The organism is Candidatus Chloroploca sp. Khr17 (genome assembly GCF_004138165.1).
GTDB lineage: Bacteria > Chloroflexota > Chloroflexia > Chloroflexales > Chloroflexaceae > Chloroploca.
In genome coordinates, this window is sequence record NZ_RYFF01000003.1 from 36,229 (window position 1) to 63,169 (window position 26,941).

Here is a 26,941-nt window from a genome sequence, read left to right on the forward strand (position 1 = left end):
GTGTCACCATATGATCAGGTGCGGCAGCAGTTGCGCCCACTCGGGTTGCGCCTCCGCTTGAGCGATACACTCTGGTTTGCTAGTCACAGTCTCTGGGTGGCGACGCTGGTGATGGCTGGGGTGGCGCTGCTTGGGCGGTTGGTGCCGATTGCAAACTTGCTGTTGTGGGCGCTGCTCCCCCTCCTGATCTGGTTCCTGGTCGTCCTTGGCTACGGCCTCTTCCGTCCGCTGCCACTGGTGCGGGTTGCCCGCCGCGTTGACCTGATCCTTGGCCTGCGTGAGCGGTTGGCAACGGCGATCGAGTTGCACGACCGCGATGCGCACGATCTGTTGAGTGAACGTCAGCAGGAGGATGCAGGCAGTGTCGCTCAGGCGCTCAAGGTTGGGCAGTTGCCGCTGCGGGTCGCTCGTAAGCCGCTGCTCTGGTCGCTCGCTCCGCTTGCCCTCGCGCTTCTGTTGCTCTTTGGCCTGCCTAATCCCCAGGATCTTGTGCTCGCCGAACGCCAGGCGGTGCAAGCGGCGGTACAAGAGACCGATCAGCAGTTGACCGAGTTGCAACAGCAGATCGCTGAAGATACGCAGCTCTCGCCTGAAGATCGTGAGCAGATTCTTGCCGAGCTGCAGGCGTTGCAAGAGCAGTTGCGCAACAATCCCGGTGATCGCCAGGAGGCGCTGGCGGATCTGTCGGCGGCTGAGGCGCGCTTGCAACAGCGGCTTGACCCAAATAGCGATGCGCAGCGGGCCGCACTTGAACAGATGGCGCGGAATCTGGAGAATCTGGCGGGCAGTCAGTCGGGGCAGCGTCCGAGTGTGGAGCAGGCCGCGCAACAACTCGAAGAATTGGCTCGCCAGCTTGACCAGTTGAGTGACGCTGAACGCGCCGACCTCGCCGAGCAACTCGGGCAGCAGGCCGCGCAGCAGGCCTCGGCGAATCCTCAACTCGCCCAGAATCTGCAGCAGGCGTCGCAGGCGCTTGAACAGGGCGATACCCAGCGCGCCGCCGAGCAACTTGGTCAGGCTGCTGATCAGGTGCGCCAGGCTCAAGAAGCGCTGGCGAACCAGCAGAGCACGCAGGAGTCGCTTGCCGAAGTGCAGGGGGCGCGTCAAGAGGTTGCCGAGGCTGGTCAGCAGGCGCAGCAGGGTCAGCAAGGCCAGCAAGGCCAGCAAGGCCAGCAAGGCCAGCAAGGTCAGCAAGGCCAGCAAGGCCAGCAAGGCCAGCAAGGTCAGCAAGGCCAGCAAGGCCAGCAAGGCCAGCAAGGCCAGCAAGGCCAGCAAGGCCAGCAGGGCCAGCAAGGCCAGCAGGGCCAGCAGGGCCAGCAAGGCCAGCAAGGCCAGGGCCAAGGCCAGGGCCAGGATGGGCAACAACCCGGTGGCGGCGGGGGCTCGAATGCCGATAACCTTGGGGCCGGGCAGAGCAATAATCCGGGCAATGTTGATCCAAACCGACCTGCGGGTCAGCAAGGCAGTGGCTCGGGCAGCGAGGGTCTGGTCTATCAGCCGTTCCGCCCATCGGGCTTGCAGGGCGACCCCGATTTTGTCCAGGGTCAGCAGGGTTCAGGCGGAACGACCGAGACACGACCGGGGCAGAGCACGCTGCCCGGCACGAATAGTCCGTCGGTCGTCCCCTATCAGCAGATCTTCCCCGAATATAGCCAGGCTGCCAGCGAGGCGCTGGATCGTGGTTATATTCCCCCCCATTTGAAAGATTTTGTCCGGGATTATTTTTCGCAGCTTGAGCCTTAGACTAGGAAATAGCAACGAGGAAATAGGAAATAGCTGAGCACATCAGAATACGATGCCTCCCTTAGAGCTATAACCTTGCCTTGGGCATGGTTCAAACGAGCTTGACAGTTTGTGGTGATTGGAGTGCCGACTTCAGTCGGCTGAGTGAAAAGCCGACTAAAGCCGACACTGCAAACGGTCAAGCGAGCATACCCAATTCTGAACCATGTCTTAAACGTCTAGATGCAGATGCCAACGTCCTTGCCAGACGATTACGTTGTTTGGCAAGGACGTTGTAAGGAATGTGAGCGAAATGAGTGAAACTCCAGCAAAGGCGGCGGCGGCGGCCAATCGGATTAGTCCTGATGAATTTCGTCGGCGTGTCCAGATGATCGAAGCTGAGGTAGGCAATGTGATTGTTGGGCAGCGTGAACTGATCCGTCAGGTTGTGGTGACGCTGATGGCTGGTGGTAATGCGCTGCTTGAGGGCGTGCCTGGTCTTGCCAAGACGACGCTGGTGCGGACACTGGCTGATGTGATTGATTGCGGTTTTTCGCGCATCCAGTTTACGCCCGACCTGATGCCTGCTGATATTATTGGGACAACCCTGATCAGCGAAGATGAGCAGGGACGCAAGACATTTCGTTTTGAGCCGGGGCCGATCTTTGCGAATCTGGTGCTGGCTGATGAGATCAATCGCGCCACACCCAAGACGCAGTCGGCGCTGCTTGAGGCGATGCAAGAGCGCACCGTCAGTGTCGCCAAGACGATCCATAAGCTTGCGCCGCCCTTCTTTGTGCTGGCGACCCAGAACCCGCTTGAGATGGAGGGTACCTACCCGCTGCCGGAAGCCCAGCTTGACCGCTTTTTCTTCAAGGTCAATGTGCCTTTTCCGACGACGGCTGAACTGGTTGAGATTGCGCAGCGTACCACGGGCGAACGTCAGCCGACGATCCGCCACGTGACGAGTGGGGCGATGATTGTCGAGATGCAAGACCTGGCGCGAACGGTACCGATTGCTAGCCATGTGCTCGCCTATGCGGCCCGAGTGATTTCGGCGACCCATCCCGAGACCCGTGAGGCTTCGTCGGTCACAAAACAATATGTGCGCTATGGTGCCTCACCGCGTGGGATGCAGGCGCTCATTCTCGCCGGCAAGATCTTGGCGCTGCTTGATGGCCGCTATAATGTCTCGTTTGCCGATCTCAAACTGGCCGCGCTCCCCGCGCTCCGCCACCGTGTGGTGCTCAATTTTGAGGCGCAGGCCGAAGGCGTTTCGCCGGATGAGGTGGTCAAAGGCGTGCTTGAGGCGCTTAAAGAGGAATAGGCTGGCCTTATGACCACGACCGAACCGCTGCTCGAGAGCAGTTTTTTGCGCAAGCTCGATCGGCTGATGATCTTGACCCGGCGGGCGATGGCGGGTGAGATCCAGGGCGAACGTCGCAGTCCGCGCCGTGGTTCGTCGGTTGAGTTTGCCGATTTTCGCCCCTATACGCCCGGCGATGATATCCGTCAGATTGATTGGAACCTCTATGCGCGGATGGAGCGGGTTTTTCTCAAGCTCTTTGTGGCTGAGGAAGAATTGACGGTTCATCTGCTGGTTGATACGAGTGCCTCGATGGATTGGGGGACGCCGAATAAGCTGCGGTATGCGACGAAGCTTGCCGGTGCGTTTGGCTATATTGCCCTGAGCAATCTTGACCGGGTGAGCGTGAGTGCGTTTGCGGCTGGCGCGACGCCGGTGCAGATGCCGAGTGTGCGTGGTAAGCGCGGGGCCGTCGGGCTCTTCACCTTTCTCCAACGCCTTGGGGTCAGCGGGGGCGGCAACCTCACCGAAGCGTGTCGGCGCTATATGCAGACAGCCCGGAATCCGGGGCCGCTTTTGCTCTGCTCAGATCTGCTTGATGCCAACTGGCAAGATGCGCTCAAAACCCTGTCGTCGCGCCCGTTCGAGATTACGGTGATGCATACGCTGGCGCCGCAAGAGTTGTCGCCCGAACTCGATGGCGATTTTCGCCTGATTGATGTCGAGGGTGGGCCATCGGTCGAGATCAGTGCCGATCTTGATCTGCTGCGCCGCTATCGCGAGCAACTCGCGACGTGGCAGGGCGAAATCGAGAGCTTTTGCAGTGGCCGGGGGATCGTCTATCTGCCGGTTGATACGGGGGTTCCTGTCGAGGAGTTTGTGCTGGGGCGCTTGCGCAAACGAGGGGTCTTACGCTAATGACGAGCCACGCTCTCCTCCGCCGGATGGATCTGATCCGTGCCGGGTTAGTGCCCTACACCGAGGCGCTGGCCTGGCAGCGGCGTCTGGTGGCGGCGCGTTCGGCAGGCGAGGTGCCTGATACGCTCTTGTTGCTTGAACATCCGCCCACGATTACGCTTGGGGTGCGCGCTGACCCTGCGCATGTGCTGCTCTCGGCTGCGCAACTGGCGGAACGCGGCCTTGCGCTGGTTGCCAGTGACCGCGGGGGCGATGTGACCTATCACGCGCCCGGGCAACTTGTTGGCTATCCTGTGCTCAAACTTTCCCACCACGGTGCCGATCTCGGACGGTATGTGCGCATGCTGGAAGAGGTCATCATCCGCACGCTCGCCGATTATGGCCTAGTGGGTGAACGCGTCGCCGGGTTGACGGGGGTCTGGGTGCATAGAGGCACCGCCAAGATCTGTGCGCTCGGGGTGCGGCTCAGCGCGGCCGGCGTGACGTCGCACGGCTTTGCGCTGAATGTCGCCCCGGATCTCGCTGGTTTTGCGCAGATAGTGCCGTGCGGTATCAGCGATCGCGCCGTGACCTCGCTGGAGGCGTTGCTGGGCGCGGCGCCAGCGCTGACCGACGTTGAGCAGCGCGTGCTGGCCCACTTTTGTGCACTCTTTGGGGTAACCTGCGAACCTCGGGACGCGCAGTGAAACGGCGGCATTTCGTTTGGTTGATGGTGCTCTTGCTGCTGGCAGGCTGTACGCTCAGCGGGCAGCGTTTGCCTGCGGGTGATCGGCTGCGCCTGGCCTATTTTCCCAATGTCACCCACGGGGTCGCGCTGGTCGGGGTCGCCCGGGGTGCGTTTCAAGAGGCGCTTGGGCCAGAGGTGACGCTGGTAACGACGAATTTCAATGCCGGCCCAGCGCTAGTCGAGGCGCTCTTTGCCGGCGAGGTTGACATTGGCTATCTCGGGCCAAACCCGGCGATCAATGGCTATGTGCGCAGCAACGGCGAGGCGGTGCGCATCATTGCCGGGGCCGCCGAGGGCGGCGCGGCGCTGGTGGTGAACCCCGAGGCGGGCATCAATGAGCCGCCCGATTTTGCTGGCAAGCGCCTGGCGACCCCGCAGTATGGGGGCACCCAGGATGTTGCCCTGCGCCACCTGATGCAGCAGTACGGCCTCAAACCGGCGGATCGTGGCGGCACCGTCACGATTTTGCCGAGCCAGAACCCCGATATTCTGACGCTCTTTCGCAAAGGTGAGCTTGATGGAGCCTGGGTGCCGGAGCCGTGGGTTTCGCGACTGGTACTGGAAGCAGGTGGCACCGTCTTGATCGATGAGCGCTCGCTTTGGCCCGAAGGCCGTTTTATCAGCACGGTTGTGGCCGTGCATCCCCGTTTTCTGCGTGAACATCCTGATCTAGTCGAAGCCTTCTTGCGTGCGCACGTTGATACCGTACAATATATGCAAGCGCAACCTGCAACGGCGGCGCAGTTGATCAACCAGGAGATCGAGCGCATCACAACGCGGCCACTTCCTGAAGAGGTGCTGAAGCGTTCGCTCTCGACCCTGGAGTTTACCTATGATCCCTTGCCCGCGACCCTCTTGCTGGCAGCGGATCATGCCTACGCACTTGGCTTTCTGGGGGCAACGGAGCCCGATCTCCAGAATATCTACGACCTTGCATTGCTGAACAAGGTGCTTGGAGGGCAGGGGCTGGCACCAATGGTGCTGCCATAGCCTCGATTGGAGCGAAACATGGCAGAGCGACACCTCGTGGCGCAGCACGGGCACGCGGCGGCTGGTATGGCTGATGCGTCGGAGCAGCCTTCGGGTGGGATCTCGTTGGAAATTGTTGGCGTAAGCAAGCGTTTTCTCGCCCGTGGTCGCATGGTGGAAGCCCTTGCCCCGGTCGATCTGCAGGTCAAAGCGGGCGAACTGATCTGCCTGCTCGGGCCGAGTGGCTGCGGCAAATCAACGCTCTTGAGCATCATTGCGGGACTTGAACCGCCGTCGAGTGGTCTGATCCGGGCGGGCGGGCGCAAGGTGCAAGGTCCAGGCATTGACCGGGTCTTGCTCTTTCAAGAAGCGGCGCTCTTTCCGTGGCTCGATGTGCAGCATAATGTCGCCTTTGGCTTGCGGCAGGCTGGTATGCCTGAAGGCGAGCGGATGCGCATGGCCCGCGAATATCTGGAACTCGTGCATCTGAGTGGGTTTGAGCATAGCTATGTGCATCAGCTTTCGGGCGGTATGCGGCAGCGGGTCGCGCTCGCCCGGGCGCTCGTGCTCAACCCGGCGGTACTCTTGATGGACGAGCCTTTCGGGGCGCTCGATGCCATGACCCGTGATAAGTTGCAGATCGAGCTCGAAACAATCTGGGCGGCCACCGGCAAGACGATCCTTTTTGTGACCCATAATGTACGGGAAGCGGTGGCGCTCGGCGATCGGGTGCTGGTCTTTTCGCCGCGTCCCGGACGCATCCTGCAAGAATTTTCCATCACTCTGCCCCGCCCGCGTAGCCTCGAACATCACCAGACAATTGACCAGGCCCGCGAGATCCTCGCGGTGCTGCACGCCGGTCAACGCCCTACCGAGGAGGCAAACGATGAGTGGTGAGATGACGACCATGCTTGCCGAACAACCGCGTCTCGGTCGGGTCAGACTTATGCGGTGGATCCGGCGGCTTATCTTTTACGTGATCCTGCTGAGCATCTGGGAAGGCATCGTCCGCCTTGAAATCTGGCCGCCGTATCTCTTCCCCGGGCCGCTGATCGTTGCTGCCGCACTCTGGGAAGGGGTCACGCAGGGGCTCTTTCTGCCTGCGGCCCTGGTGAGTCTGCGCCGCCTCGCGATCGGCTACAGCATCTCGCTCTCGCTTGGCCTTGTGCTGGGCCTGCTGCTCGGGCGCAATAAACTTATCCAGGAGACCGTCGGCTCACTGGTGCTTGGCATGCAGGCGTTGCCGAGTGTGTGCTGGCTGCCACTGGCGATCCTCTGGTTTGGCTTGAACGAACGAGCGATCATCTTTGTCGTTGTGCTTGGGGCGCTCTTTTCAATCACGCTCGGCGTCGAAGCAGGCGTCAAGAATACGCCGCCGGTCTACTTGAAAGCGGCTCGCAATCTTGGCGCACGCGGGGTCCGTCTCTATACCCAGGTGCTTTTGCCTGCGGCCCTCCCCGCAATCCTCAACGGGCTCAAGCAGGGTTGGTCATTCGCGTGGCGCTCGCTGATGGCTGGCGAGTTGCTCTACTACACCCTGAGCCTTGGCAACCTGCTGCAGACTGGGCGCGACCTGAACGATGCGGCCCAGGTGATGGCGGTCATGGTGATGATCGTGATCGTCGGGGTCACGATCGACCAGATCCTTTTTGCCCCTGTCGAACGCCGTGTGCGCGAACGCTGGGGGCTGGCGTGAGCGACGATATAGTCAAGATTGACTATATTGCAAGATTGATTATAATAGGAGGTGGGTTTGGGGCCTACGGCCCCCAGGAAGCTTCTTCGCTGGAAAAAAGCTAGCTACGCTGGCTTTTTTCCAGCGAAGAAGCAGGATTTGAGGGCTATGCCCTCAGGAGTCGCGCTTGTGCTGGTGACAACGGCCAGCACAGGGACAGGTTGTAGGACGGAGTTCCTATGCACGCTCAGAGTCTTGATGCCGCAGTTGATGCGCTCTCACGTCGGCGGATTATGCTGGTTCTCTTTGTCGGGGTCTTTATGGCGGCGCTCGATACGGCGGTGGTTGCGCCAGCGGTGCCTGCTCTGCGCCAGGCGTTTGGGGTCGACAATAGCCAGATCGGGATGATTACGATCATCTTTAGCCTGGCAACGCTCAGCAGCACGACCTTGATGGCTGGCCTTGGTGATCGCTACGGGCGACGCCCGGTCTACCTCTTTTGTGTCACTGGATTTGCGCTTGGGTCGTTGATCATCGCGATGGCCCCAAGTTTTGCGATGCTCTTGGTTGGGCGAGCGATCCAGGGTTTTGCCTCGGGTGGCGTGACGCCGACCGCGAGTGCGATGGTGGGCGATGCTTTTCCGCGTGAAGAACGGGGCAAGGCGCTTGGCATGCTGGGGGCGACGTTTGGCATGGCTTTTCTGTTGGGGCCACTCGTGGCGTCGCTGATTCTGTTGGTCTTGAGTTGGCAGTGGATCTTTTTGATCAACCTGCCGGTGGCGGCAGTGGTCATCTGGCTCGGACTGCGGAACCTGCCTGGCAAACAACTGGCCGCAAACCCGGCGCCCCTTGATTGGGCCGGGGTGTCTGTGGTGGCCGTCATGCTGACCAGTCTGGTGCTCGGGATCAACCGCGTGCTTGACAACGCGCTTGGCTTGATGCTCTGGCCGGCGTTGCTTGGCCTGGCGTTGCTCTGCATACCGTTGCTGATCATGGTCGAGCGCCGCGCCGCCAGCCCGGTCGTGCCGTTGCACCTCTTCTACTCGCGCCAGCTTCGTCTGACCTACATCCTCTGTTGTGGGGCTGGTTTTGGCATGGGTAGTGTCATCTACATTGCCTCGGTGGCGGTTGCCGGACTTGGCATTGCCGCCGAGCAGGCCGGATTGCTCTTGTTGCCTCTGGTGATCGCATCATCGGCGGGTTCGGTGCTGTTCGGGCGCCTGCTCAACACCCTTGGCTCGCGCTTGATCATGCTGATCGGCTTTGGCACGACCGGCCTTGGCTCGGCCTTGCTTGGCCTCACCGAGACAGCGGGGCTCTGGATCTTTTTACCTGCCAGCATGCTGATCGGGCTCGGGGTCGGGATTATCGTCGGGGGCACATTGCGCACGATTGTCTTGAACGAAGTCAACCTCGAAGAGCGTGGGGCCGCGCAGGGTCTGGTCAACGTCGGCATTAGCGTTGGCAACCTGCTCGTTGTTGCAACGCTCGGCGTGATTGCCGATGCCTGGGGCGGCGGGATGGCCGGTCTTGCCATTGCCTACTTTGCCTCGGCGGTCTGCATGGGCGTGATGTTCCTGCTAAGCCTGGGGCTCAAATCGCATGGCGAGGAATTAGCCACCGCTTTAGCAACGAGCGAAGCTTCTTCGGGTGCGTGAGATAGAAACTCTTCGCTGAGTGCAAAGCCAGCTAGGCTGACTTTGCACTCAGCGGAAGGAAAGCTTGTTGAGGGTTACGCCAATGGGCGATGATGTGCGTGAGCCAAAGCTTGAAGAGGTAGACGTGGCGCAATTGGCGCGTTACCTTGGTGGCGAGACCGCCGCTGCACTCGTAGCCGGGCGTGCCAGTGACGCCGAACTTGCTCAGGCGCTTGCCTCGCTGACGGCGATGCATCACGCGGTGTCAACCTATCTGCCCCGGCATGTGCTCGTGCGCCAACTGGCAGCCTCGGATGAAGGCCCCTGGCTTACCTGGCTTGAAGGAACGCTGCTGCTGGCCGATGTGAGCGGCTCGACCGCGCTCGCCGAGCGCCTCAGTGTGCTGGGGCGCGAGGGCACTGAGGTGATTACCGAAACGCTGAATCGCTATTTTGGGACGATGATTCACCTGATGAGCGAGGCGGGCGGCGATCTGCTGACCTTTGGTGGTGATGCCCTGCTGGTCTTTTTTGAAGGCCCGGCTTCCGTTGCAACGGCGACGGCGACCGGGCTGACCTTGTTGCGCGAACTGGCCGGGTTTGTGCGCGAGGTGCCTGGTTTGGGCCAGTTTCCGTTGACGATGCATATTGGCCTCGAAGCTGGCGCAGTGGCCCTCGTCAGTTGCGGTCATCCGCAGGCGCGCCGGTATGCCGTGATGGGGCGCACGGTCACCGATGTAGCGCGGGCCGAACATCTCGCCAAACAGGGCGAACTGGTTGTCGGGCCACATGCCTGGTCAACCCTGGCCCCTCATGCCATTGGCGCACCATGCACCGAGGGCTTTGTCCAGCTGACCGCGTTGCACCTCGCACCGCCGCTACCGTTCATCCTCCCCGTACCGCCACAACTTCCCGTGCTTGCGTCTGCGCACCTGGTCACGCTCGCTCGTCAGCTTGACCAGTTGACCCCCTATTTGCCTGCACGCCTGCTGGAACGCATTCTTGCCGAGCCTGAGCGTCCCCAGGTCGAGGCCGATCTCCGTCCGGTGACGATCCTCTTTGCCCAGATCAGCGGTATGACGACATTGATCGAAGCCCTGCCCCCAGCCGAGGCTGCGGCGGTTGTGGATGCGCTGGTGCGCCCGCTGCAAACGGTGATTACCGGCATGGGTGGCTTTATCAACAAACTCGATCTGGCCACAGACGGCGACAAGGTGATGGCGGTCTTTGGTGCCCCCGTCGCCGACGAGGATCACGCCGAACGCGCCGTACGGGCGGCGTTGCTGATGCTCGGTGAAGGCCAGGCGTTGATGATGCAGACCCTGGCGTTGCTAACCGGTTACCTTCAGCCCGAACTGGCCCAACTCCGTTTCCGTATTGGGCTCAATACGGGCAATGTTTTTGCGGGCAATGTTGGCACCGCCACGCGCAAGGAGTATACCGTCATGGGTGACGCCGTCAATGTGGCGGCGCGGGTGATGGCGGCAGCGGCATGGGGGGAGATCAGGGCCGTCTCGGTGACGGCGGCGATGGTGAGCAAGGCGTTGGCCTTTGATGATCCCCAGGTGGTAATAGTCAAAGGCAAACGTGAGCCGCTGACCCTCTTGCGTCTGGTCGGCGAGCAAGAGTTGAGTGAGAACGAGGCGTTGGTGCTTCCCTTGCTCGGCCGTGATCACGAGATGGCCTGGTTGCAAGGCCATCTCGCAGCGATGCGGCAGGGCGAGGGCCGCGCCGTACGCGTGCTTGGCGAGGCTGGCATTGGCAAGTCGCGTCTTGCCGCCGAACTGCTCCAACAGGCCACCGCCGAAGGTACCCGCGTGCTGCATATTCGCTGTCTCGCCTACAACCGGGTGACGCCCTATCTGCCCTGGGGCAAGGTCGTGCGCGATCTCTGTGGGATCACTGGTCGCGATGATCAGGCCGCGCGGGCGCAGAAGCTTGGCGCGATGCTTGCGCGAGCTGGCCTGCTTGCCGAAGATTGGCTGCCGTTAATGGCTGAACTCGTGCGCCTGGAAGTTGACGATAACCCCATTCTGCGCACGCTCGACCCTGGGCAACGCCAGGTGCGCCGCTTTGAAATTGTGCTCGCTCTGCTCCAGGCCGCCGCCTGGCCCGAGGACATGCGGCAACACGAGCTTGCCGGGCACACCGAGGTTGCTATCGCGTCTGAGGTGACAGTGCCGGGTCTGATTGTCCTGCTTGATAACCTGCAATGGGCCGACGAAGTCTCACTCAACCTCTGGCAATTTCTGAGTACCCGGCTGAGCCATGATCCGATTCTCCTGCTTGGCTTGCATCGCGGCCAGCTTGCCTGGGGCACCGGTGAACAGGGCGATCATGCCGAGGTGCGCGAACTCGGCCCACTGAGCGAAGCTTCTGGGCACGCCTTGCTCACCTTTCTCGCTTTTCCCGAACGGTTGAGTGACGATGTGCAGGCGCGCCTCGTTGCGCGGGCCGCTGGCAATCCGCTCTTCCTCGAAGAGTTGCTGCGCGCCGTCGAGAGTATGCCTGATACGCTTGATGCGTTGCCCGATAGCCTCAGCGGCCTGTTGCTGGCCCGCATTGATCGGCTGGACGAGCACTCGCGCACCCTCTTGCGCGTGGCTTCGGTCATCGGCCAGCGCTTCCCAGTGGATATTGTCCATTCGATCTACGAGACCGACCTGGACAACCTCGTGCGGCGTTTGATGCAGCTTGATGCCGACGAACTGACGGCTACCGAGCGCGAACGCCCTGAGCGCATCCACCTCTTCCGGCACGCGCTGTTGCAAGAAGTCGCCTATCAGAGCCTGCTCTACGTCAGGCGGCGCGAGTTGCACCGCCGCATCGCGGCCTATCTTGAAGAGCGTTACGCCGACGAACTGGCTGAAATTCGGACGGCCTATGGCAGCGGGCCAGTCCAGATTGGGCGTAACGGCTCGGTCTTGAATCGCGTCGTACGTGAAGGTGACGGCACGATCTTCCTGCTTGCCAACCACTACCGGCTCAGCGACACCCCCGCACAGGCGGTCAATTACTTGCTGCTTGCTGGGCACATTGCCCGCGACGACTCTGCCAACGACCTGGCGGTGCAATACTACCGCTGGGCGCTCGAAGCGCTTGGTGTCCAACCAGCCGACCCGCGCTACTGGGAAGCCCGCGAAGCGCTGGGTGACGTGCTCTGCACACTCGGGTGTTACCAGGAAGCGCTTGCCGAATATGCGATGTTGCTCTATGGTGATCCCGAAGCCCGTTCAGGTCATGGCGAAAGCCGCCCCGGTCACGCAACAACCGCACCTGGCTACACCCTACCGCCGGCGGTCGAGGCCGAAGTCTTGCGTTCGTGGGGCGACGCCCTCGAAAAACAGGGGCGTTACGACGAAGCGCTGGCGCGGCTCCGTGAAGCCGAAGACATCTGCGAGCAGCACCTCAACGAAGTTCCACCGTTGCTGCTGGCGGCGATCTACGCCGACATGGGCCAGGTTTTGCGGCGTCTGAGCCGCTTTGATCAAGCGCTCGACATCTGCAAAACTGGCCTCTCAAAGATCCGCAGCGACCGTCGTAGCTTTGAAGACGAGCGCATCGAAGCCGAGTTGCAACAACTGATGGGCAGCCTCTACGCGATGCGTGGGGCCTATGAGCGCGCCCGTTTTCACTTCAGCAACGCCCTCGCCGCGCAGGAAGAGGTTGATGATCTCTATGGGCGCGCCCGTTCGCACAACAACCTTGGCTATCTCGCGCAACTACAGAGTGACTACAAGCAGGCGGTTGCGCACTATCGCGAAGCCGAAGTATTGGCACACAAAATCAGTGCCAAATACATCCTCAGCAGCGTCTTGCTCAACGCCGCCTACGGCTATTACCGGCTTGACCGCTATGCGGAAGCCGAAGAGGCGTGCCGCAAAGCGATGGCGCTCTGCCGCGAAATGGGCGACGAGCCAGGCATGGCCCAGGCAGACGATACGCTAGGCATTATCGCCTATAGTCGAGGGCAATACGATCTTGCCGTCGACGTTTATGAACATGCTTTGGCGATCTATCAGGCGCAACACAGCGCTTACCAGGAAGGCAATACCCTTGCCTTGCTCTCGGTCTGTGAGAGTGCGCGAGGCGAGGTTGAGCGCGCCTATACCCTGGCCGAACAGGCGCTCGCAATTGCCCAGAAGATCCAGGTGCCTCAACTCGAAATCGAAGCCCTGAACGCCCTCGCCGAAGCGAGTCTGCTCGCCGTGCAGCATGACGAGGTTCCCTCTGAGGTTGCTGGCAACATCCTGGTCAGTGCCGCGCAATGGGCTAGGGACGCCGCCAGACTTGCCGAGCGTCTGGGCAACAAGCTCGACCAAGGGGTTGCCTTGCGCCTCCAGGGCGAAATTGCCGCTTGCCAGGGCAATGCCTATGATGCATACTTTGCCGCTGCGCTTGACCTCTTTACTGCCGCCAGCAGCACTTTCGAACGCGCCCGCACCGAAGCGCGCCTCGGCGAGGCCCTGGCCCTGGACGGCGATCCAGCGGCCCAGCGCCACCTCACCGCCGCCCGTGCGATCTTTGCCGCCATTGGTGCGACCGGTGAATTGCAGCGTCTGGCGGGGTAGGGGCACGGTGCCGCCGTGCCCCTACCCCGCCCACCGTACGGGTACGGTGCCGCCGTGCCCGCCGTGCCCCCGCCGTGCCCGCCGCCGCGCCATCGCATCCCCCTCGCCCCTGGCTGGCATGTTCTCATCGAGGCCTGAGGGCGCAGCAGCAATCGGGGGGGCGTTCCTTGAGGCCTGAGGGCGCAGCAGCAATCGGGGGGGCGTTCCCGCAACGGGTGGGCCAAGGGCTGCTGCGCCCCTACACCGCACCCATGCGCCCTCATGCCCCTCGCGTCCCCGCCGCCGTGCCCGCCCGTCAGACCTGGCAGGTGGGCGCCAGGACATGGTTTCGGTATGACCGTGATCACTGCGGCGCACACCTGCTAGGTCTCCCATGTTCCCCGCATGGTCTGGGTGCGTAATCTGCGTAATCTGCGGACGATCGCAATGGCGTTGCACCCGCCCCTGTGCCCCTGGCACGGGCTCCCGCAAGATGGTGTATACTCTAGGCACCATACCAAAGGAGGCTCTCTATGTCACTGGATGTTGTACAACAGGTTATCGGGCGGGCGATTACCGATGTTGAGTTTTGTCAGCAGTTGATTGAAGATGCGCGTAGTGCGTGTGCCGACTATGAACTGACCGACGATGAACTCGATGCGCTTGATGCGCTTGATGCCGAGAGTTTGAAGGCGTTTGCCGGGACGCTCGATCCGCGTCTGTCGAAGAGTGCCGGACGTGGTTTTATTTAGGTTGCAGAGAAGCTATGTTTGATCTTGCGACAATTGATCATTTGCTTACGACAACCCGTTCGGTGCGCAAACGGCTTGATCTGACCCGCCCCGTTGAACCTGAGTTGATCGAGCGCTGTCTAGAGATCGCGACTCAGGCACCGAGTGGCTCGGATCGCCAGCGTTGGCATTTTGTCGTGATTACTGATGCGACGCTGCGCCAAAGCATCGCCGAGATCTACCGGCGCTCGTTTGCCGCCTATTTTGGTGCGCCGCAGGGTCCGCACGGGGGGCGTTATACGCCGACGAATGCTTTGCAAGCTTCGGCGATCTATCTGGCCGAGCATTTTCATGAAATTCCGGTGATGGTGCTCTTCTGTTACGAGGGGCGCGTCGAAGAGCAAGGTGTTACGGCCCAGGCTTCACTCTATGGGTCGATCTTGCCAGCGGCCTGGTCTTTTATGTTGGCCCTGCGCTCGCGGGGGCTCGGCGCGGTCTGGACAACGTTGCACTTGCAGGAAGAAGCCGAGGTCGCGGCGCTGTTGGGGCTTCCGGCGCATCTGACGCAGGCGGTGCTGTTGCCGGTGGCCTACTATACCGGCGACGATTTTCGCCCAGCGCAGCGTGCCTCGGCCAGCGAACGTACGCACTGGAATGGCTGGAAGCAACGCCGTGTGCCTGATGAGCCCGGCGAGGGAACCTGAACTGGATGGGCAGATCAAGCGCGTTGCTCCAGGCCGTGCGTGGGCAGGAGGCAACCCGGCCAGCCGGTTCTTCTTCCCACCAAAGGCTGATCGATCAACTCTGGTTGGCGCTGCTGGTTGTGCCTTTCTTGGCCTGGCTGATGATCGTGGCGGGGTACCAGTTCCCGGTCACGGTCAATGAGGCGCTCGCCGCGAACCCGTCGCCCCTCAGCTTCCGTGGCGTCTATCCGCCTGAGGCGGGGGCGTTTGGGTTTCAGCGCTGGACAACCGAGCAGGCGCAGATCCGTGTGCCTGGCGTTGGTTCGGCCCCCTTCGAGGTGCGCCTGCGCTTTTTTGGGCCTCCTGATGCGCCCCCCGGACGGGTGGTACGTCTGAGCAGTGGGGCGCAGGTGCTCGCCGAGGTAGAGGTACGCCACGGTAGGCAAGAGGTGTGGGTGCTGGTGCCGGCGGGTTTGGGCGATCCGGTCAGTGGCGATTTTGGGCTGAACCTTGAGGTGCCCGGCTTTCGGGTTGCCGATGACCCGCGCTTGCTTGGCGTCTCGCTCGACCGACTGACGCTTGCCTCACGCCAACAAGGGGTGGTGCCGCCGCCTTCAGGGATGGCGCTGCAACTCGGCCTCGTAGCCCTCTTGAGCCTGCTGGCTCTGCGGATCAGCGGGGTGGCAACGCGGATCGCGCTGGGCCTTAGTGGGTTGCTCTGTCTCGGGGTGGGCCTGTTGGTCGCGGGGGGCGGGAGCACGAGTATCGCGTTGCGTCTGCAGGCCGCCCTGGCGCTGTCCGTGCTGGTCGAGGTGCTCACCTACGCGCTCGTGCTCGCGTTGATCCTTCGTTTGCCCGATCTCCGCCAACGCCGACCGACGCCCAATGCTCAGGCACTGACCCTGCTACGGCTCGCCGTCTTGCTCATCTTTGTCTTCCGGCTTGCCGGGATGCTCCACCCGCAGTTTATCAACATTGACCATGGCCTCCGCGCAAATCAGTTGCTGCTGATTGCCGATGGGCAAGAAGCGGTCGTGCGCGAGCGGCTCGAGCAACAATACGAATGGGGCACCCGCGAACCGGTGCCTTACAGCCTCGTCACCTACTACCTGCTCTTGCCGCTCACCGTCGTCTGGGGTAGCCCCTTTGAGTTGATCAAGGCCGTCAAAATCGTCACGGCCCTGCTCGAAGCGACCTTCCCGCTTCTCTTTCTGGCCTTGATGCGCCAGGGGCCACAGCGGATGTGGGGGGCAGCGTGGGGCGGCCTGATCTACGCCGGCTTGCCGGTCGGCTACCTCTTCTTTCACGACGGCAGCTTCCCAACCACCATCGGCATCTGGCTCACCCTGCTCGCTCTGGTTGCGCTGCAATGGGCGCTGGAACCGGCACCGCAGGGCCAGGCGTGGTTTCGCTGGAGCAGCGCCATCATGCTGCTCGGCATCGCGATTGCCGCCTATGTCACGCATCTTGCCTTTATCCCCTTTCTCATCGTTGCCATCGCGAGCAGCCTCTTTTTCTTGGGCGAAAGCCGCACGCGGCGTCAAGGTCTGATCCTGCTGCCTGCCGTCGGCCTAGCCTTTCTGGTCGGCTGGGTCATTGTCTACCGCAGCTACACCATCACCCTCATTCAGCGCACCATCCCAGCCTATCTTGGGCTCATCGCGAGCGAAGGGAGCGTCGGGCGGGGCAGCGACAGCTTTTTTGGCACCCCGATCAACAGCTTCCCCGAACATCTCGCGGCGCACTTTCGCCTCTGGCCGGTCATGCTCGCTGGGCTTGTGCTCATCGTGCTGGTGGGGAACTGGCGGAACCGCTTCATCACGCACCTGGGGCTTGGCTACGCCGCGCTGCTGATCGCCACCTCGGTGGCCGAGCAATGGTTCGGGCTCTGGAACAAACACATGGTCTTCATTGCCCCGCTGGTCGCGCTGCTGAGCGGCCTCGGGTGCGCGTGGCTCTGGCAACGGGGCCGAGCCGGGCGCATCACCGTCAGCCTCTTGCTCATCTGGCTCTTCTGGCAAAGCCTGAGCGCCTGGGGCAACCGGGTGCTCTGGTATCTGTTGCCGCCGGGGGCGTTGTGATGGGTGCGTAACGCCGTTGGTACACGAACTCCACTGTGCTCGCAGCCCGTTACGCCGCCGCCCAACGCTCCATCTCCTTCCGGTTATTTTGATCCGGGCGGCGTTGTTGTTTGACGAATTGCTGCAGCAAGCTCGGCCACGGTCATATGACCAAACAGGCGATCTTTTTCGGCAAGCGAATCGCCGACACCGCGTGTGAATTGGTTGATAAAGCGTGCGGTGTTCGCGATGCCGAGTTCCTGCACCAGCACGCGTACGGCAATCTCGTTTATTTCGGTTAAGGCCAGATAAGTGGTGGTACTCATACGAACCAGCTTCGGCGAGTGCGAGGTGCAAGGCATCAACGGGCTTGATACCGCTGAGCGTAAAATCGTTTGCCCGTTGTTCGATGGCGTCCGTCAGTGACAGATGGTCTTTCGCTTGGTTAATGATTTCCGTATGCCGACGATCTTGAAGAGGGCCGCTCGCGGCGCGGGCCAACTGCAACGCCGGGTTGGGCGGCAATCGCATTACGGCTTTCGGATGCGGTTTTTTCGCAAGTTGGTTCTGGAACAACCTTATGCTTCGGTGATAATCGTCAATCCTGGGATGGCTTGGTAATCATCGGGATTATGGGTGACGAGCGCTAGTTTGTAGCGCAGCGCTGTTGCGGCAATCCACGCATCTTGCGGCGAAATCGGCAAGCCCGCTCTACTCCGCGTAGCGCGTACCTCGGCCCACTCTCGACACAGATCGATATCGACGGGCAAAATGGTGTAGTGCTCCACGTGCTGTTCGAGTCGCTGCACGCGGGACTGCCCCCAGTTGCGAAGAGCAGCCCATTGGAATAGTTCCGCAATCGTCATCATGGCGATCGCCAACTCGCGCTTCAAGAGATGCGGAGCATACAACGCCGCACGACTGTCGCGCTTGAAGAGGTACGAGACAATATTGGTATCCAGGAGGACCGTGGTCATAGGTCGCGCATCCGATCCTCACGGCGTTGTTGCGCGATATAGTCGTTAATATCGTCAGCCGACTCGTCCTCCGGCCAGAAATCGGCCGTAAGCTGGGCCAGATCGGTGACTGGTGCAGTCCGTTTCACATGCCGAGGGATCGCATCCGACGGCGTTTGTCGGTACTGGCGCAACAGCGATTGCGAGATGGCTTGAATCAATTCTAATTGTTCTGCGGGCGACAGATGCTGCGCCGCCTGCAATACGCGTTCAACGCTTGCGGTCATGGACGGCCTCCCTTGTCAGGATTTTCACGCCTACGATGGTCTATTGTACCGAAGGCAAGCGGTTTGCGCAAATGGTGAGATGACCATAAATAGAACATATGCGCGTACCAGGGGAGCTGAAATGTGCTACCGCCTTGAAGGTTGCCGCCTAACACCGGGCTTCAGCGGTGCCGCTGGCAGGTTCGATAGATCGCACCGTGCGTTGGCACGCCACGCGCTTGAAAAACGCACCAGGTTCCCGGACGCGCCAGCGGCGTCAGGTGCGAGCCGATGTTGGGCGGCTTGGTTACTGCTCTATCCCGCTTGTATCGAGGCGATTCAGTAACGCCTTCATAACTCTTTGCCTCTTGTCAATACCCTCGCCAAAATCATACCGCGATCGCCTCCGTTTCAGCCGGATGAATCCGACCAATACCCGTTCGTCGGGCGATAATGCGCGCAAATAAACGCGGCTCTGGAGTTTGCAATACCTTCGCCAAAATCGGCCCCTTGAAAATCGAATACATGTCCTATTTTCGTCGGCCTACGTGAGACGCCGTGCCTGAAGCGTAGCGCACAAAGGGCTTTTGTCGTATCGTTCGTTGGGGTAACAAACCAACACCAACGAAAGTACCACAAAAGCCCATGGACGATCCTCTCACACGCTTGCGTTGTTTGGCCCCGTTCGTGAAGGCCGTCACCCTGCGGCAATGGAGCCGGATCACCTCCGCGATCCTCGCGATGACGGGTCGGGTCACCATGCTGGGCATCTCCCGCTGGACGGGCGCTGGCGGAAGCTATCGCACCATCCAACGCTTCTTCGCCTCGATCCTGCCCTGGGACGATCTGTTTTAGAACTTCTTTTGTACGCATCTGCTCGATCCGGACGATGTCTCCAGCCTCGCTGGTGATGAAACGATCGTGGCCAAAGCCGGAACGGAGACCCATGGACTCGATCGCTTCTTTTCCAGCCTGGCGGGCAAGCCGGTGCCGGGGCTGGCCTTCTTCACCCTGGCGCTGATCAGTCCCAAGCAGCGCATCTCGTTCCCCATGCAGGTTGTCCAGATGTTCCGTGCGCGGAACGAACCAGACGACGCGGCGAACGCCACCCCCACGCCGGATGCGAATCATCCCACCTCGCGTTCGGATGGCCCCACCAGGCCGAGTGCTGACCCGCCCAAACGCAAGCCCGGACGCCCGCGCAAAGACGCGGCACCCCAGCCCACGCCCGACCCGCCCAAACGCAAGCCCGGACGCCCGCGCAAAATGGCGCTCTTTCTGTGTCATCTCTCGTACTGTCTGCTCCGACCCTGCCGCGAGCGCGATCCGGAATTCAGCCTGTTGGATCTGAAGGCGCACGAGCGTGGCCTGAAATATGTCGAGGAAACGATACAAATGCTTCCGGAAATCCCAGAGCCGAGTTTATTGAAGCGCACCATCACCCGAAGAACGGGCATTGGTCGGATTCATCCGGCTGAAACGGAGGCGATCGCGGTATGATTTTGGCGAGGGTATTGATGAAGTAGACAGCATTTTTACCACCTATACCCGCTATACCTGTGCTATACGAGGTAATTGTACCACCGAAATGGTCTTGTCTATGCTATACCGCGAACACGCCGCGTTCATCGTGCTACGCGGCGCATGCGACTCCGCTACCATGCACAGAAGCTCACGCGAAGCCGCGAAGGCGCGAAGGGTCAGCGCTCCTAGAAGCTCACGCGAAGCCGCGAAGCCGCGAAGGGTCAGCGCTCCTACGCTCCAATCTTTGCGCCTTTGCGCCTTTGCGCCTTTGCGCCTTCGCGTCAAACCAAAAGTCGAGCCGTTTACGGCGACGGAAGAAGCTGCATCAGCCCTAGCCGCCCACGGCTGTTGCTTGACAACCTCCTACGATAAGCCATATAATTCCTAATGCAACTATCCAGCATCCTTCACAGAACTTTTGATCTCCCCAGCGTTGGGGGCGGGTTAGGACCCGTGCTTTCTTCAGCCACGTCTTTCTGTCTCCGGGATTGCGCTGTTGCGTCCCGGTTGGGCTGAAGTTTTTTTGTAAGGAGCGACCTATGCGACGTCGGACGCCATGGCGGGCCGTGCAGATCCTCTGTGCGTTTGCCCTTCTGTTCAGCATGCTTGGGATCCCCGGGGCAGCGACACCCCTTACCCTGGCTCAGCAAACCGCTGCCCCTACCCGCGTGACGGTTCCTGGGAGTTTTAATAGCGAACTTGGCTGCACGGCTACGAGTAGCAATGCTGGCGGTGATTGGGAACCCGGGTGTACCACGAACCCCGGAGTCACGCCAGTTACCCCGACGCCCCCCGAGGGCAACGACCTGCAAGATCAGGGCAACGAGGTCTGGGCGCGCACCCTTGGCCCGATCCCAGCAGGCAATTACGAGTTCAAGATCGCGCTCAATGGGGCGTGGGACGAGAACTACGGCAGTGATTTCCAACAAAATGGCCCCAACTTTACGCTGAACCTGACCACGACAACTTCGGTCAGGTTTTTCTATGACCACAAGACTCACTACATCGCGAATAGCTTCGCCAATACGATCTATACCGTTCCTGGTGATTTCAATAGCGAACTTGGCTGTTCTGGCGATTGGCAGGCCGATTGCTTGCGCACGCTGATGAGCGATGTGGACGCTGATGGCGTCTATACCTTCCGCAGTGACGCTATTCCCATCGGGAGTTACGGGTTCAAAGTTGCGACCAACGAGGATTGGGGCAATCCGAACTACGGCGACAACGGCAATAATGTCCCCTTCACGGTGGGCGAAGATACCGCTGAAGTGGTTTTTAGCTTCGATACCGCCGACAATACGGTGAGCGTCGAGGTTATTGCGACGACGCCACCGCCGCCGCCGCCTGCCGAAGACGCCGCTTTGATCCAACCCCCGGTCAGTGATGCCATCAACCAGGGCGAGATCTTCTATTTTGTGATGCCCGACCGCTTTGCCAATGGCGAGCCGTCCAATGATCGCGGTGGCATCGTCGGTGATGATCCGCTTCAGACGGGCTTTTTGCCCACCAATAAGGGCTACTACCACGGCGGCGACCTGGCCGGGCTCCAGGCCAACCTTGACTACATTGAGAACCTTGGGGTCACCGCGATCTGGATGACGCCCATGTTCAAGAATAAGCCCGTGCAGTGTGACCGCACCAAGGAGCCATCAATTGACGACTGTTCGGCGGGGTATCATGGCTACTGGCCGGTCGATTTCACGCAGATCGCCCCCCATTTCGGCACCAATGCCGAGATGAAGGCTTTTGTCGAGGCAGCCCAGGCTCGGGGGATGCGGGTCTTCTTCGACATTATTACCAACCATACCGCCGATGTGATTGCGCCCGAGGACGGCAATACAACCTATGTCTCGCGGGCCGCAGTGCCCTATCGCGATGCCGGCGGCAATATCTTCGATGACCGGGACTTTCTCTTTGCCGAGCGCTTCCCCGCGATGAATCGCTTCAGCTTCCCGCGACGGCCCTTCTTCCCCGAACCCGCTGATGCGACGGCCAAGACGCCGAGTTGGCTCAATGACCCGACGATGTACCATAACCGTGGCAACGCGGCCTTCGATGGCTCGGAGGGCGACCTCTACGGCGATTTCGTTGGCCTCGATGGGATCTTTACCGAACGCCCCGAAGTGGTTGAGGGCATGCTTGAGATCCACAAGTTCTGGATCAGCGAGTTCGGCATTGACGGCTTCCGTGTGGATACGGTCAAGCACGTTAATATGGAGTTCTGGCAGCAGTTTGTGCCGGCGATCCGCGCCCATGCCGCCGCTGAGGGCAAGCCCGAGTTCTTTATCTTCGGTGAGGTCTTTGATGGCAATCCTGCCGTGCTTAGCCGCTTCACCCGCGAAGGTGAATTCCCGGCTATTCTCGACTTCGACTTCAACTATTCGGTGGGCGACTTCGCCACCACCAGCGCCGGCCCCGGGCGGCTCCAGGGTCTCTTCCGGGGTGATGACTTCTACACGACTGCCGAGCAGAACGCCTACAACCTGCCGACCTTCCTCGGCAACCACGATGTGGGCCGCCTCGGTAATCGGCTGCGCACCCCCCAGGACGATGCCGACGAGTTGCGCGTCAAGCGGATCTTGCTTGGTTATGGGGTGATGTTCACCGCCCGTGGTGTGCCGATCATCTACTACGGCGACGAGCAGGGCTTCACCGGCAACGACGATGGCAACGATAAGGATGCCCGCCAGAATATGTTCCCAAGCCAGGTGGCAAGCTACAATGCCGAAGACCTGATCGGCACCACGAAGACCACCGCCGATGACAACTTTGACCCGACCCACCCGCTTTACCGCGGTCTGACTGACCTGGCTGCCCTGCGCACGGCGCATCCGGCGCTGCAGGTTGGGGCCCAGATCGAGCGTCTCGCTGAAGGCGGTGACAGCGGCGTTTATGCCTTCTCGCGCATTGACCGTGAACAGCAGGTCGAGTATGTCGTCGCGGCCAATAATGCGACGACGGAACGCACCGTGACCATTGCCACCTTTGCCGCCGATACGACCTTTGCGGCAATCTATGGGGCCGAAGGCGAGGCAGTGACGGGGGCCAATGGGCGGCTGCAAATCACCGTACCCGCCCTGAGTGTGGTTGTCTATCAACAGCAGAGCGATCTGGCGGCGAATGCAATAATCACGGCTGCCCCAATCGGCCCGGCGATCAGCCTCACGGGGCCGGTCAGTGGCACAGTCGTGCTCGGGACGGGCTTGATCGAGGTGGCGGCCAGTGTCGCTGGCAACGCCTTTGCTGAAGTCTCGTTTGCGGTCAGTGTCGACGGGGCTGCGTTCCAGCATCTGGGCACTGATACCAATGCGCCCTACCGGGTCTTCTTCGATCCGCAGGGCTTGCCTGCCGGGGCTGAACTCACCTTCAAGGCCGTTGTGACCGACCTGCTTGGGGCCGAGGGCAACTTCAACTCGGCCACCAGCATCGTGAGTCTGGGCATTCCGCCGATTTGTACGGTCGAGTACGAGTTTGCGGTCATCCACTACTACCGCGAGGATGGCAACTACGACGATTGGGGCCTGCACCTCTGGGGCGACGCAATCGCTGATGGCGAAGCGACCGACTGGAACGCGCCCAAGCCGTTCTTGGGGCGCACCGACTATGGCGCATTCGCCTGGGTACGCCTGAAAGACCCGACCAAGCCGGTCAACTTCATCGTCCACCAACCCGGCGGTGATAGTGTGCCCGATACGCGTGACCCCGGCGGCGATCGTAGCTTTATCCCTCAGGAGCATCCGCAGATCTTCCTGAAGGGCGGCGATGCGGCGATCTATACCTCGCAGGCCGAAGCTCAGGGCTTTATCACCGTGCATTACAACCGCCCCGATGGGGTCTACGACGGCTGGGGCGTCTATGTCTTTGGCGATGGGGTTGACCCAAGCGAACAGACCGCCTGGCCCGCCAACCGGCCCTTTACCGGCACCGACGATTTTGGGCGCTTTGTGCGGATCCAACTGACCGACGCAACCAAACAGATTGGCGTGATCGTGATGAACAACGGGGTCAAGGATACCGATCCTGACCGCACCTTCATCCCATCCGAGCAACCTGCGCTCTGGGTCAACAGTGGCGACGAGGCGAACAATCGCTCGCTGAGCCAGGCGCTGAATGTGGCGACGTTGCGCTACCACCGCCCGGCTGGCGACTATGGTGACTTTACCAGCACCAACTTCAACGACTTCTGGGGCCTGCATCTTTGGGCCGGAACCAAGACGCCGAACCCCGCTTGGGAAACGCCCTTCAAGCCCAATCTGCCCCAGGATAGCTTCGGGATTGGTTTCCAGGTTGAACTCGAACCAGATGCGCCACGCTGGGCCTATATCATCCATCGTGGCAACGAGAAGGATCAAGAGGCCGACCAGTTCCTCGATCTGAATGGCACCGGCCACGAGATCTGGGTGCTGCAGAATATGCCCGGTAGTTACCCCTACATCGTGCCGGTGGAGGCCGGGTGTACGCTGGGCCAGGGCAATGCCGTGAGCAAGCAACGCGCCCATTGGGTGAGCCAGAATACGCTGGCCTGGCCGGTCTTGGCTAGTAGCCAGGTCGAGTACACGCTGCACTATGCTGCCAACGGGGGCATGAGTGTGGTTGATGGTGCCGTGCAGGGGGGCACGAGTGTGACGCTGACCCTGGCCGGCAGCGGCCTGACTGGTGCGGTCGCCACGAAGTTCCCGCACCTCGCTGGCAATGACCATGCCCGCCTGACCCATAGCCTGAGTGCCGAGCAGATCAAGGAGATGCTGCGCGGTCAGGTCTGGATTTCGGCCCGCAACGACCAACTCGGCCTGATCGAAGTGACCGGGGTGCAGATCCCGGGTGTACTTGACGATCTCTATGCCGCTGCCGCCGCCGCGCTGCCCATGGGCGTGAGCTACGGTGCGCCAGAACTGGCTCAGGCCCCGGCTATCACGCTGCGGCTCTGGGCACCGACGGCGCAGGCGGTCAACCTGCTGCTCTTTGACACGGCGGTTGTGAGCACGCCCGAGCGCCTTGCCATGACCCGCGACGACGCGTCGGGCAGTTGGAGCATTGAGGTACCGACTACCCGCGACGGGCAGTTCTACCTCTACGAGGTCAGCGTCTTTGTGCCGAGCACAGGCAGGGTTGAGACCAACCAGGTCACCGATCCTTACGCGATCAGTCTGGCGACCAATAGTACGCGTAGCCAGATTGTCAACCTGAACAACGCGGCGCTCAAGCCGAGTGGATGGGATGCGACCGCCAAGCCTACGCTCGAAGCCTTCGAGGATGTTGTGCTCTACGAGTTGCATGTGCGCGACTTCAGCATCACCGATGAGAGCGTACCGTTGCTCCAGCGTGGGACGTTCAAAGCCTTCACGCAGCGCGACAGTAACGGCATGCGCCACCTGCGCGAGTTGGCCGAAGATGGTCTGACCCACATCCACTTGCTGCCAGTCTTTGACATTGCGACCATCAACGAGGACCGCAACGCTCGCACCGAGTTGCTCGACCGCTTCCCCGAACTGCGTGCGCTATCACCTGACAGCGAAGAGCAGCAGCGCATCAGCAACGAGGTGCGCAATCTCGACGGCTTCAACTGGGGCTACGATCCCTTCCACTACAGCGTACCCGAGGGGAGCTATAGCACCGACCCGAACGGGACGCCACGCATTCTCGAGTTCCGCGAGATGGTGCAGGCGCTGAACGAGAACGGCTTGCGCGTGGTGATGGACGTGGTCTACAACCATACCAACGCCGCCGGTCAGAGCGAGAAGTCGGTGCTTGATCGCGTCGTTCCCGGCTATTACCACCGCCTGAATGCCGACGGCGTGGTCGAAAACAGCACCTGCTGCGCGAACACGGCCACCGAGCACGCCATGATGGAACGGCTCATGATCGAGTCGCTGGTACTCTGGGCGCGCGAATATAAGGTGGACGGCTTCCGCTTCGACCTGATGGGCCACCACACGCGCGCGAACATGCTCAACGTACGGGCGGCCCTTGATGCACTCACGCTTGCGAAGGACGGCGTGGACGGGGCAAAGATTATGCTCTATGGTGAGGGCTGGAACTTTGGCGAGGTGGCCGACGGGCAGCGTGGCCTCAACGCGACCCAGCGCAACATGGCGGGTACCGGGATTGCCACCTTCTCGGATCGCCTGCGTGACGCCGTACGCGGGGGCGGCCCCTTCGACAGTGGCGAGGGTGCCAGGCGCCAGGGCTTCGCGACCGGGCTCTTCACCGACCCGAACGACTTGAACCAGGGCAGCGCAGCCGAGCAGCGCAACAACCTGCTGGACGCGACTGACCTGATTCGCGTAGGCTTGACCGGCAATCTAGCCTTCTTCCCGCTGGAAAACCGCACCGGGCGGGTCGTCAACGGCGAAGACGTGACCTACAACGGTGCGCCGGGCGGCTACACCCTTGACCCGCAAGAGGTGATCACCTACGTCGAGGCCCACGACAACGAGACCCTCTTCGACGCGGTGCAGCTGAAGGCCCCAGCGGCGGCGACCCTAGCCGACCGGGTGCGCATGCACAACCTGGCGGTCAGTGTCGCGATGCTAGGTCAGGGCATCCCCTTCTTCCAGGCGGGCCAGGATCTGCTGCGCTCGAAGTCAGGCGACCGCAACAGCTACGACGCGGGCGACTGGTTCAACCGCATCGACTGGACGCGCAACGAGCATGGTTGGGGTTCAGGTCTGCCGTCCCAGGGCGAGAACAACAACAACTGGGGTGTGTTGCGCTCGGTGCTCGTGCGCGAGGAGATCAAGCCCGGACGGGCCGAGCTTGACCTTGGTCACTACCACTTCCGCGAGATGCTGCAGATCCGCAGGAGCTCGCCGCTCTTCCGCCTGCGTACCGCCGAGCAAGTGATCGCCCAGGTCAGCTTTATGAACACCGGGGCCGACCAGATCCCGGGCCTGATCGTCATGCAAATCAACGACAACGGTACGCGCGACCTTGATCCGCAGCGCGAGCAGATCGTCGTGCTGTTCAACGCGGCCCCCGAGCCAGTCACCTTCACCGCCGCAGCCCTGGCAGACGCGCAGCTACGTCTGCACCCGATCCATGGCACGTCCGTCGATCTAGCGGTGCGTAGTGCCAGCTTCGACTCAGCCACGGGCACCTTCACCGTCCCGGGCCGCGCCACGGTCGTCTTCACCGACGAACGCACGCGGATCTTCATGCCCATCGCCGGACGGTAACCGCGCCCAACACGCACCCCTCCCGAAGCTCACCCTTGGGGAG

General features: G+C 61.3%; 16 protein-coding genes and 1 pseudogene. 14 read left to right on the top strand and 3 right to left on the bottom strand.

Translation table 11 applies throughout. The features are described 5' to 3' along the window. The 12 genes from EKD05_RS25630 (at position 1) to EKD05_RS02770 (ending at position 16,998) form a co-directional block, all read left to right on the top strand. A complete protein-coding gene (locus EKD05_RS25630; protein ID WP_240695600.1) occupies positions 1-1,743 on the top strand; it encodes a hypothetical protein in 1,743 nt (580 codons plus the stop codon). Between the two features lie 292 nt (positions 1,744-2,035). Further along, a complete protein-coding gene (locus tag EKD05_RS02720) occupies positions 2,036-3,049 on the top strand; it encodes a MoxR family ATPase (RefSeq protein WP_129670781.1) in 1,014 nt (337 codons plus the stop codon). A 9-nt stretch (positions 3,050-3,058) separates the two neighbouring features. Further along, positions 3,059-3,946 (top strand): DUF58 domain-containing protein, encoded by an 888-nt coding sequence (locus EKD05_RS02725; RefSeq protein WP_129670782.1) that lies wholly within the window; start codon positions 3,059-3,061, stop codon positions 3,944-3,946. After that, positions 3,946-4,632, top strand: a complete 687-nt coding sequence (gene lipB, locus EKD05_RS02730; protein WP_129670783.1) for a lipoyl(octanoyl) transferase LipB — start codon at positions 3,946-3,948, stop codon at positions 4,630-4,632. The genes EKD05_RS02725 and lipB overlap by 1 nt, the downstream gene beginning before the upstream one ends. Then, the gene (locus EKD05_RS02735; protein WP_205703848.1) at positions 4,629-5,663 is read left to right on the top strand and encodes an ABC transporter substrate-binding protein; all 1,035 of its coding nucleotides are present in this window, start codon (positions 4,629-4,631) and stop codon (positions 5,661-5,663) included. The genes lipB and EKD05_RS02735 overlap by 4 nt, the downstream gene beginning before the upstream one ends. An 18-nt stretch (positions 5,664-5,681) precedes the next feature. Beyond that, positions 5,682-6,539 (top strand): ABC transporter ATP-binding protein, encoded by an 858-nt coding sequence (locus tag EKD05_RS02740; protein WP_240695601.1) that lies wholly within the window; start codon positions 5,682-5,684, stop codon positions 6,537-6,539. Next, the gene (locus EKD05_RS02745) at positions 6,529-7,338 is read left to right on the top strand and encodes an ABC transporter permease (protein ID WP_205703849.1); all 810 of its coding nucleotides are present in this window, start codon (positions 6,529-6,531) and stop codon (positions 7,336-7,338) included. Before EKD05_RS02740 ends, EKD05_RS02745 begins: the two co-directional genes overlap by 11 nt. 218 nt (positions 7,339-7,556) lie before the next feature. Further along, a complete protein-coding gene (locus EKD05_RS02750) occupies positions 7,557-8,975 on the top strand; it encodes an MFS transporter (RefSeq protein WP_129670784.1) in 1,419 nt (472 codons plus the stop codon). A 67-nt stretch (positions 8,976-9,042) separates the two neighbouring features. Continuing rightward, on the top strand, positions 9,043-13,524 hold the full coding sequence (locus EKD05_RS02755) for an adenylate/guanylate cyclase domain-containing protein (protein WP_240695602.1): 4,482 nt from the start codon (positions 9,043-9,045) through the stop codon (positions 13,522-13,524). Positions 13,525-14,036: 512 nt separating this feature from the next. Beyond that, entirely contained in the window at positions 14,037-14,255 is a 219-nt protein-coding gene (locus EKD05_RS02760; RefSeq protein WP_129670785.1) for a Franean1_4349 family RiPP, read from the top strand. A 14-nt stretch (positions 14,256-14,269) separates the two neighbouring features. After that, positions 14,270-14,938, top strand: a complete 669-nt coding sequence (locus EKD05_RS02765) for a nitroreductase family protein (protein ID WP_129670786.1) — start codon at positions 14,270-14,272, stop codon at positions 14,936-14,938. Between the two features lie 5 nt (positions 14,939-14,943). Further along, positions 14,944-16,998 carry a hypothetical protein gene (locus EKD05_RS02770; RefSeq protein WP_129670787.1) on the top strand — a complete coding sequence of 685 codons (2,055 nt, stop codon included), beginning with the start codon at positions 14,944-14,946 and terminating at the stop codon, positions 16,996-16,998. An 83-nt stretch (positions 16,999-17,081) separates the two neighbouring features. Here EKD05_RS02770 and EKD05_RS02775 read toward each other — a convergent pair whose 3' ends face one another. From EKD05_RS02775 to EKD05_RS02785, 3 genes are all read right to left on the bottom strand, one after another. After that, entirely contained in the window at positions 17,082-17,303 is a 222-nt protein-coding gene (locus tag EKD05_RS02775) for a hypothetical protein (RefSeq protein WP_129670788.1), read from the bottom strand. A gap of 252 nt (positions 17,304-17,555) precedes the next feature. Continuing rightward, complete coding sequence (locus EKD05_RS02780; protein WP_129670789.1) at positions 17,556-17,954, bottom strand: type II toxin-antitoxin system VapC family toxin; 399 nt, start codon at positions 17,952-17,954, stop codon at positions 17,556-17,558. After that, complete coding sequence (locus EKD05_RS02785; protein ID WP_129670790.1) at positions 17,951-18,220, bottom strand: hypothetical protein; 270 nt, start codon at positions 18,218-18,220, stop codon at positions 17,951-17,953. The genes EKD05_RS02780 and EKD05_RS02785 overlap by 4 nt, the downstream gene beginning before the upstream one ends. Positions 18,221-18,844: 624 nt before the next feature. Between EKD05_RS02785 and EKD05_RS02795 the strand changes: the two are divergent. After that, positions 18,845-19,699 (top strand): annotated as a pseudogene (locus EKD05_RS02795) (transposase). A gap of 563 nt (positions 19,700-20,262) precedes the next feature. Next, on the top strand, positions 20,263-26,898 hold the full coding sequence (gene pulA / locus EKD05_RS02800) for a pullulanase-type alpha-1,6-glucosidase (RefSeq protein ID WP_129670793.1): 6,636 nt from the start codon (positions 20,263-20,265) through the stop codon (positions 26,896-26,898). Positions 26,899-26,941: the final 43 nt, after the last annotated feature.

Bases quoted from the DNA above. Each gene is read 5' to 3' on its own strand.
- EKD05_RS02720 (WP_129670781.1), top strand. From the start codon at position 2,036: ATGAGTGAAACTCCAGCAAAGGCGGCGGCGGCGGCCAATCGGATTAGT.
- EKD05_RS02725 (WP_129670782.1), top strand. From the start codon at position 3,059: ATGACCACGACCGAACCGCTGCTCGAGAGCAGTTTTTTGCGCAAGCTC.
- lipB (WP_129670783.1), top strand. From the start codon at position 3,946: ATGACGAGCCACGCTCTCCTCCGCCGGATGGATCTGATCCGTGCCGGG.
- EKD05_RS02740 (WP_240695601.1), top strand. From the start codon at position 5,682: ATGGCAGAGCGACACCTCGTGGCGCAGCACGGGCACGCGGCGGCTGGT.
- EKD05_RS02745 (WP_205703849.1), top strand. From the start codon at position 6,529: ATGAGTGGTGAGATGACGACCATGCTTGCCGAACAACCGCGTCTCGGT.
- EKD05_RS02750 (WP_129670784.1), top strand. From the start codon at position 7,557: ATGCACGCTCAGAGTCTTGATGCCGCAGTTGATGCGCTCTCACGTCGG.
- EKD05_RS02760 (WP_129670785.1), top strand. From the start codon at position 14,037: ATGTCACTGGATGTTGTACAACAGGTTATCGGGCGGGCGATTACCGAT.
- EKD05_RS02765 (WP_129670786.1), top strand. From the start codon at position 14,270: ATGTTTGATCTTGCGACAATTGATCATTTGCTTACGACAACCCGTTCG.
- EKD05_RS02770 (WP_129670787.1), top strand. From the start codon at position 14,944: ATGGGCAGATCAAGCGCGTTGCTCCAGGCCGTGCGTGGGCAGGAGGCA.
- EKD05_RS02775 (WP_129670788.1), bottom strand. From the start codon at position 17,303: ATGAGTACCACCACTTATCTGGCCTTAACCGAAATAAACGAGATTGCC.
- EKD05_RS02780 (WP_129670789.1), bottom strand. From the start codon at position 17,954: ATGACCACGGTCCTCCTGGATACCAATATTGTCTCGTACCTCTTCAAG.
- EKD05_RS02785 (WP_129670790.1), bottom strand. From the start codon at position 18,220: ATGACCGCAAGCGTTGAACGCGTATTGCAGGCGGCGCAGCATCTGTCG.
- pulA (WP_129670793.1), top strand. From the start codon at position 20,263: ATGCGACGTCGGACGCCATGGCGGGCCGTGCAGATCCTCTGTGCGTTT.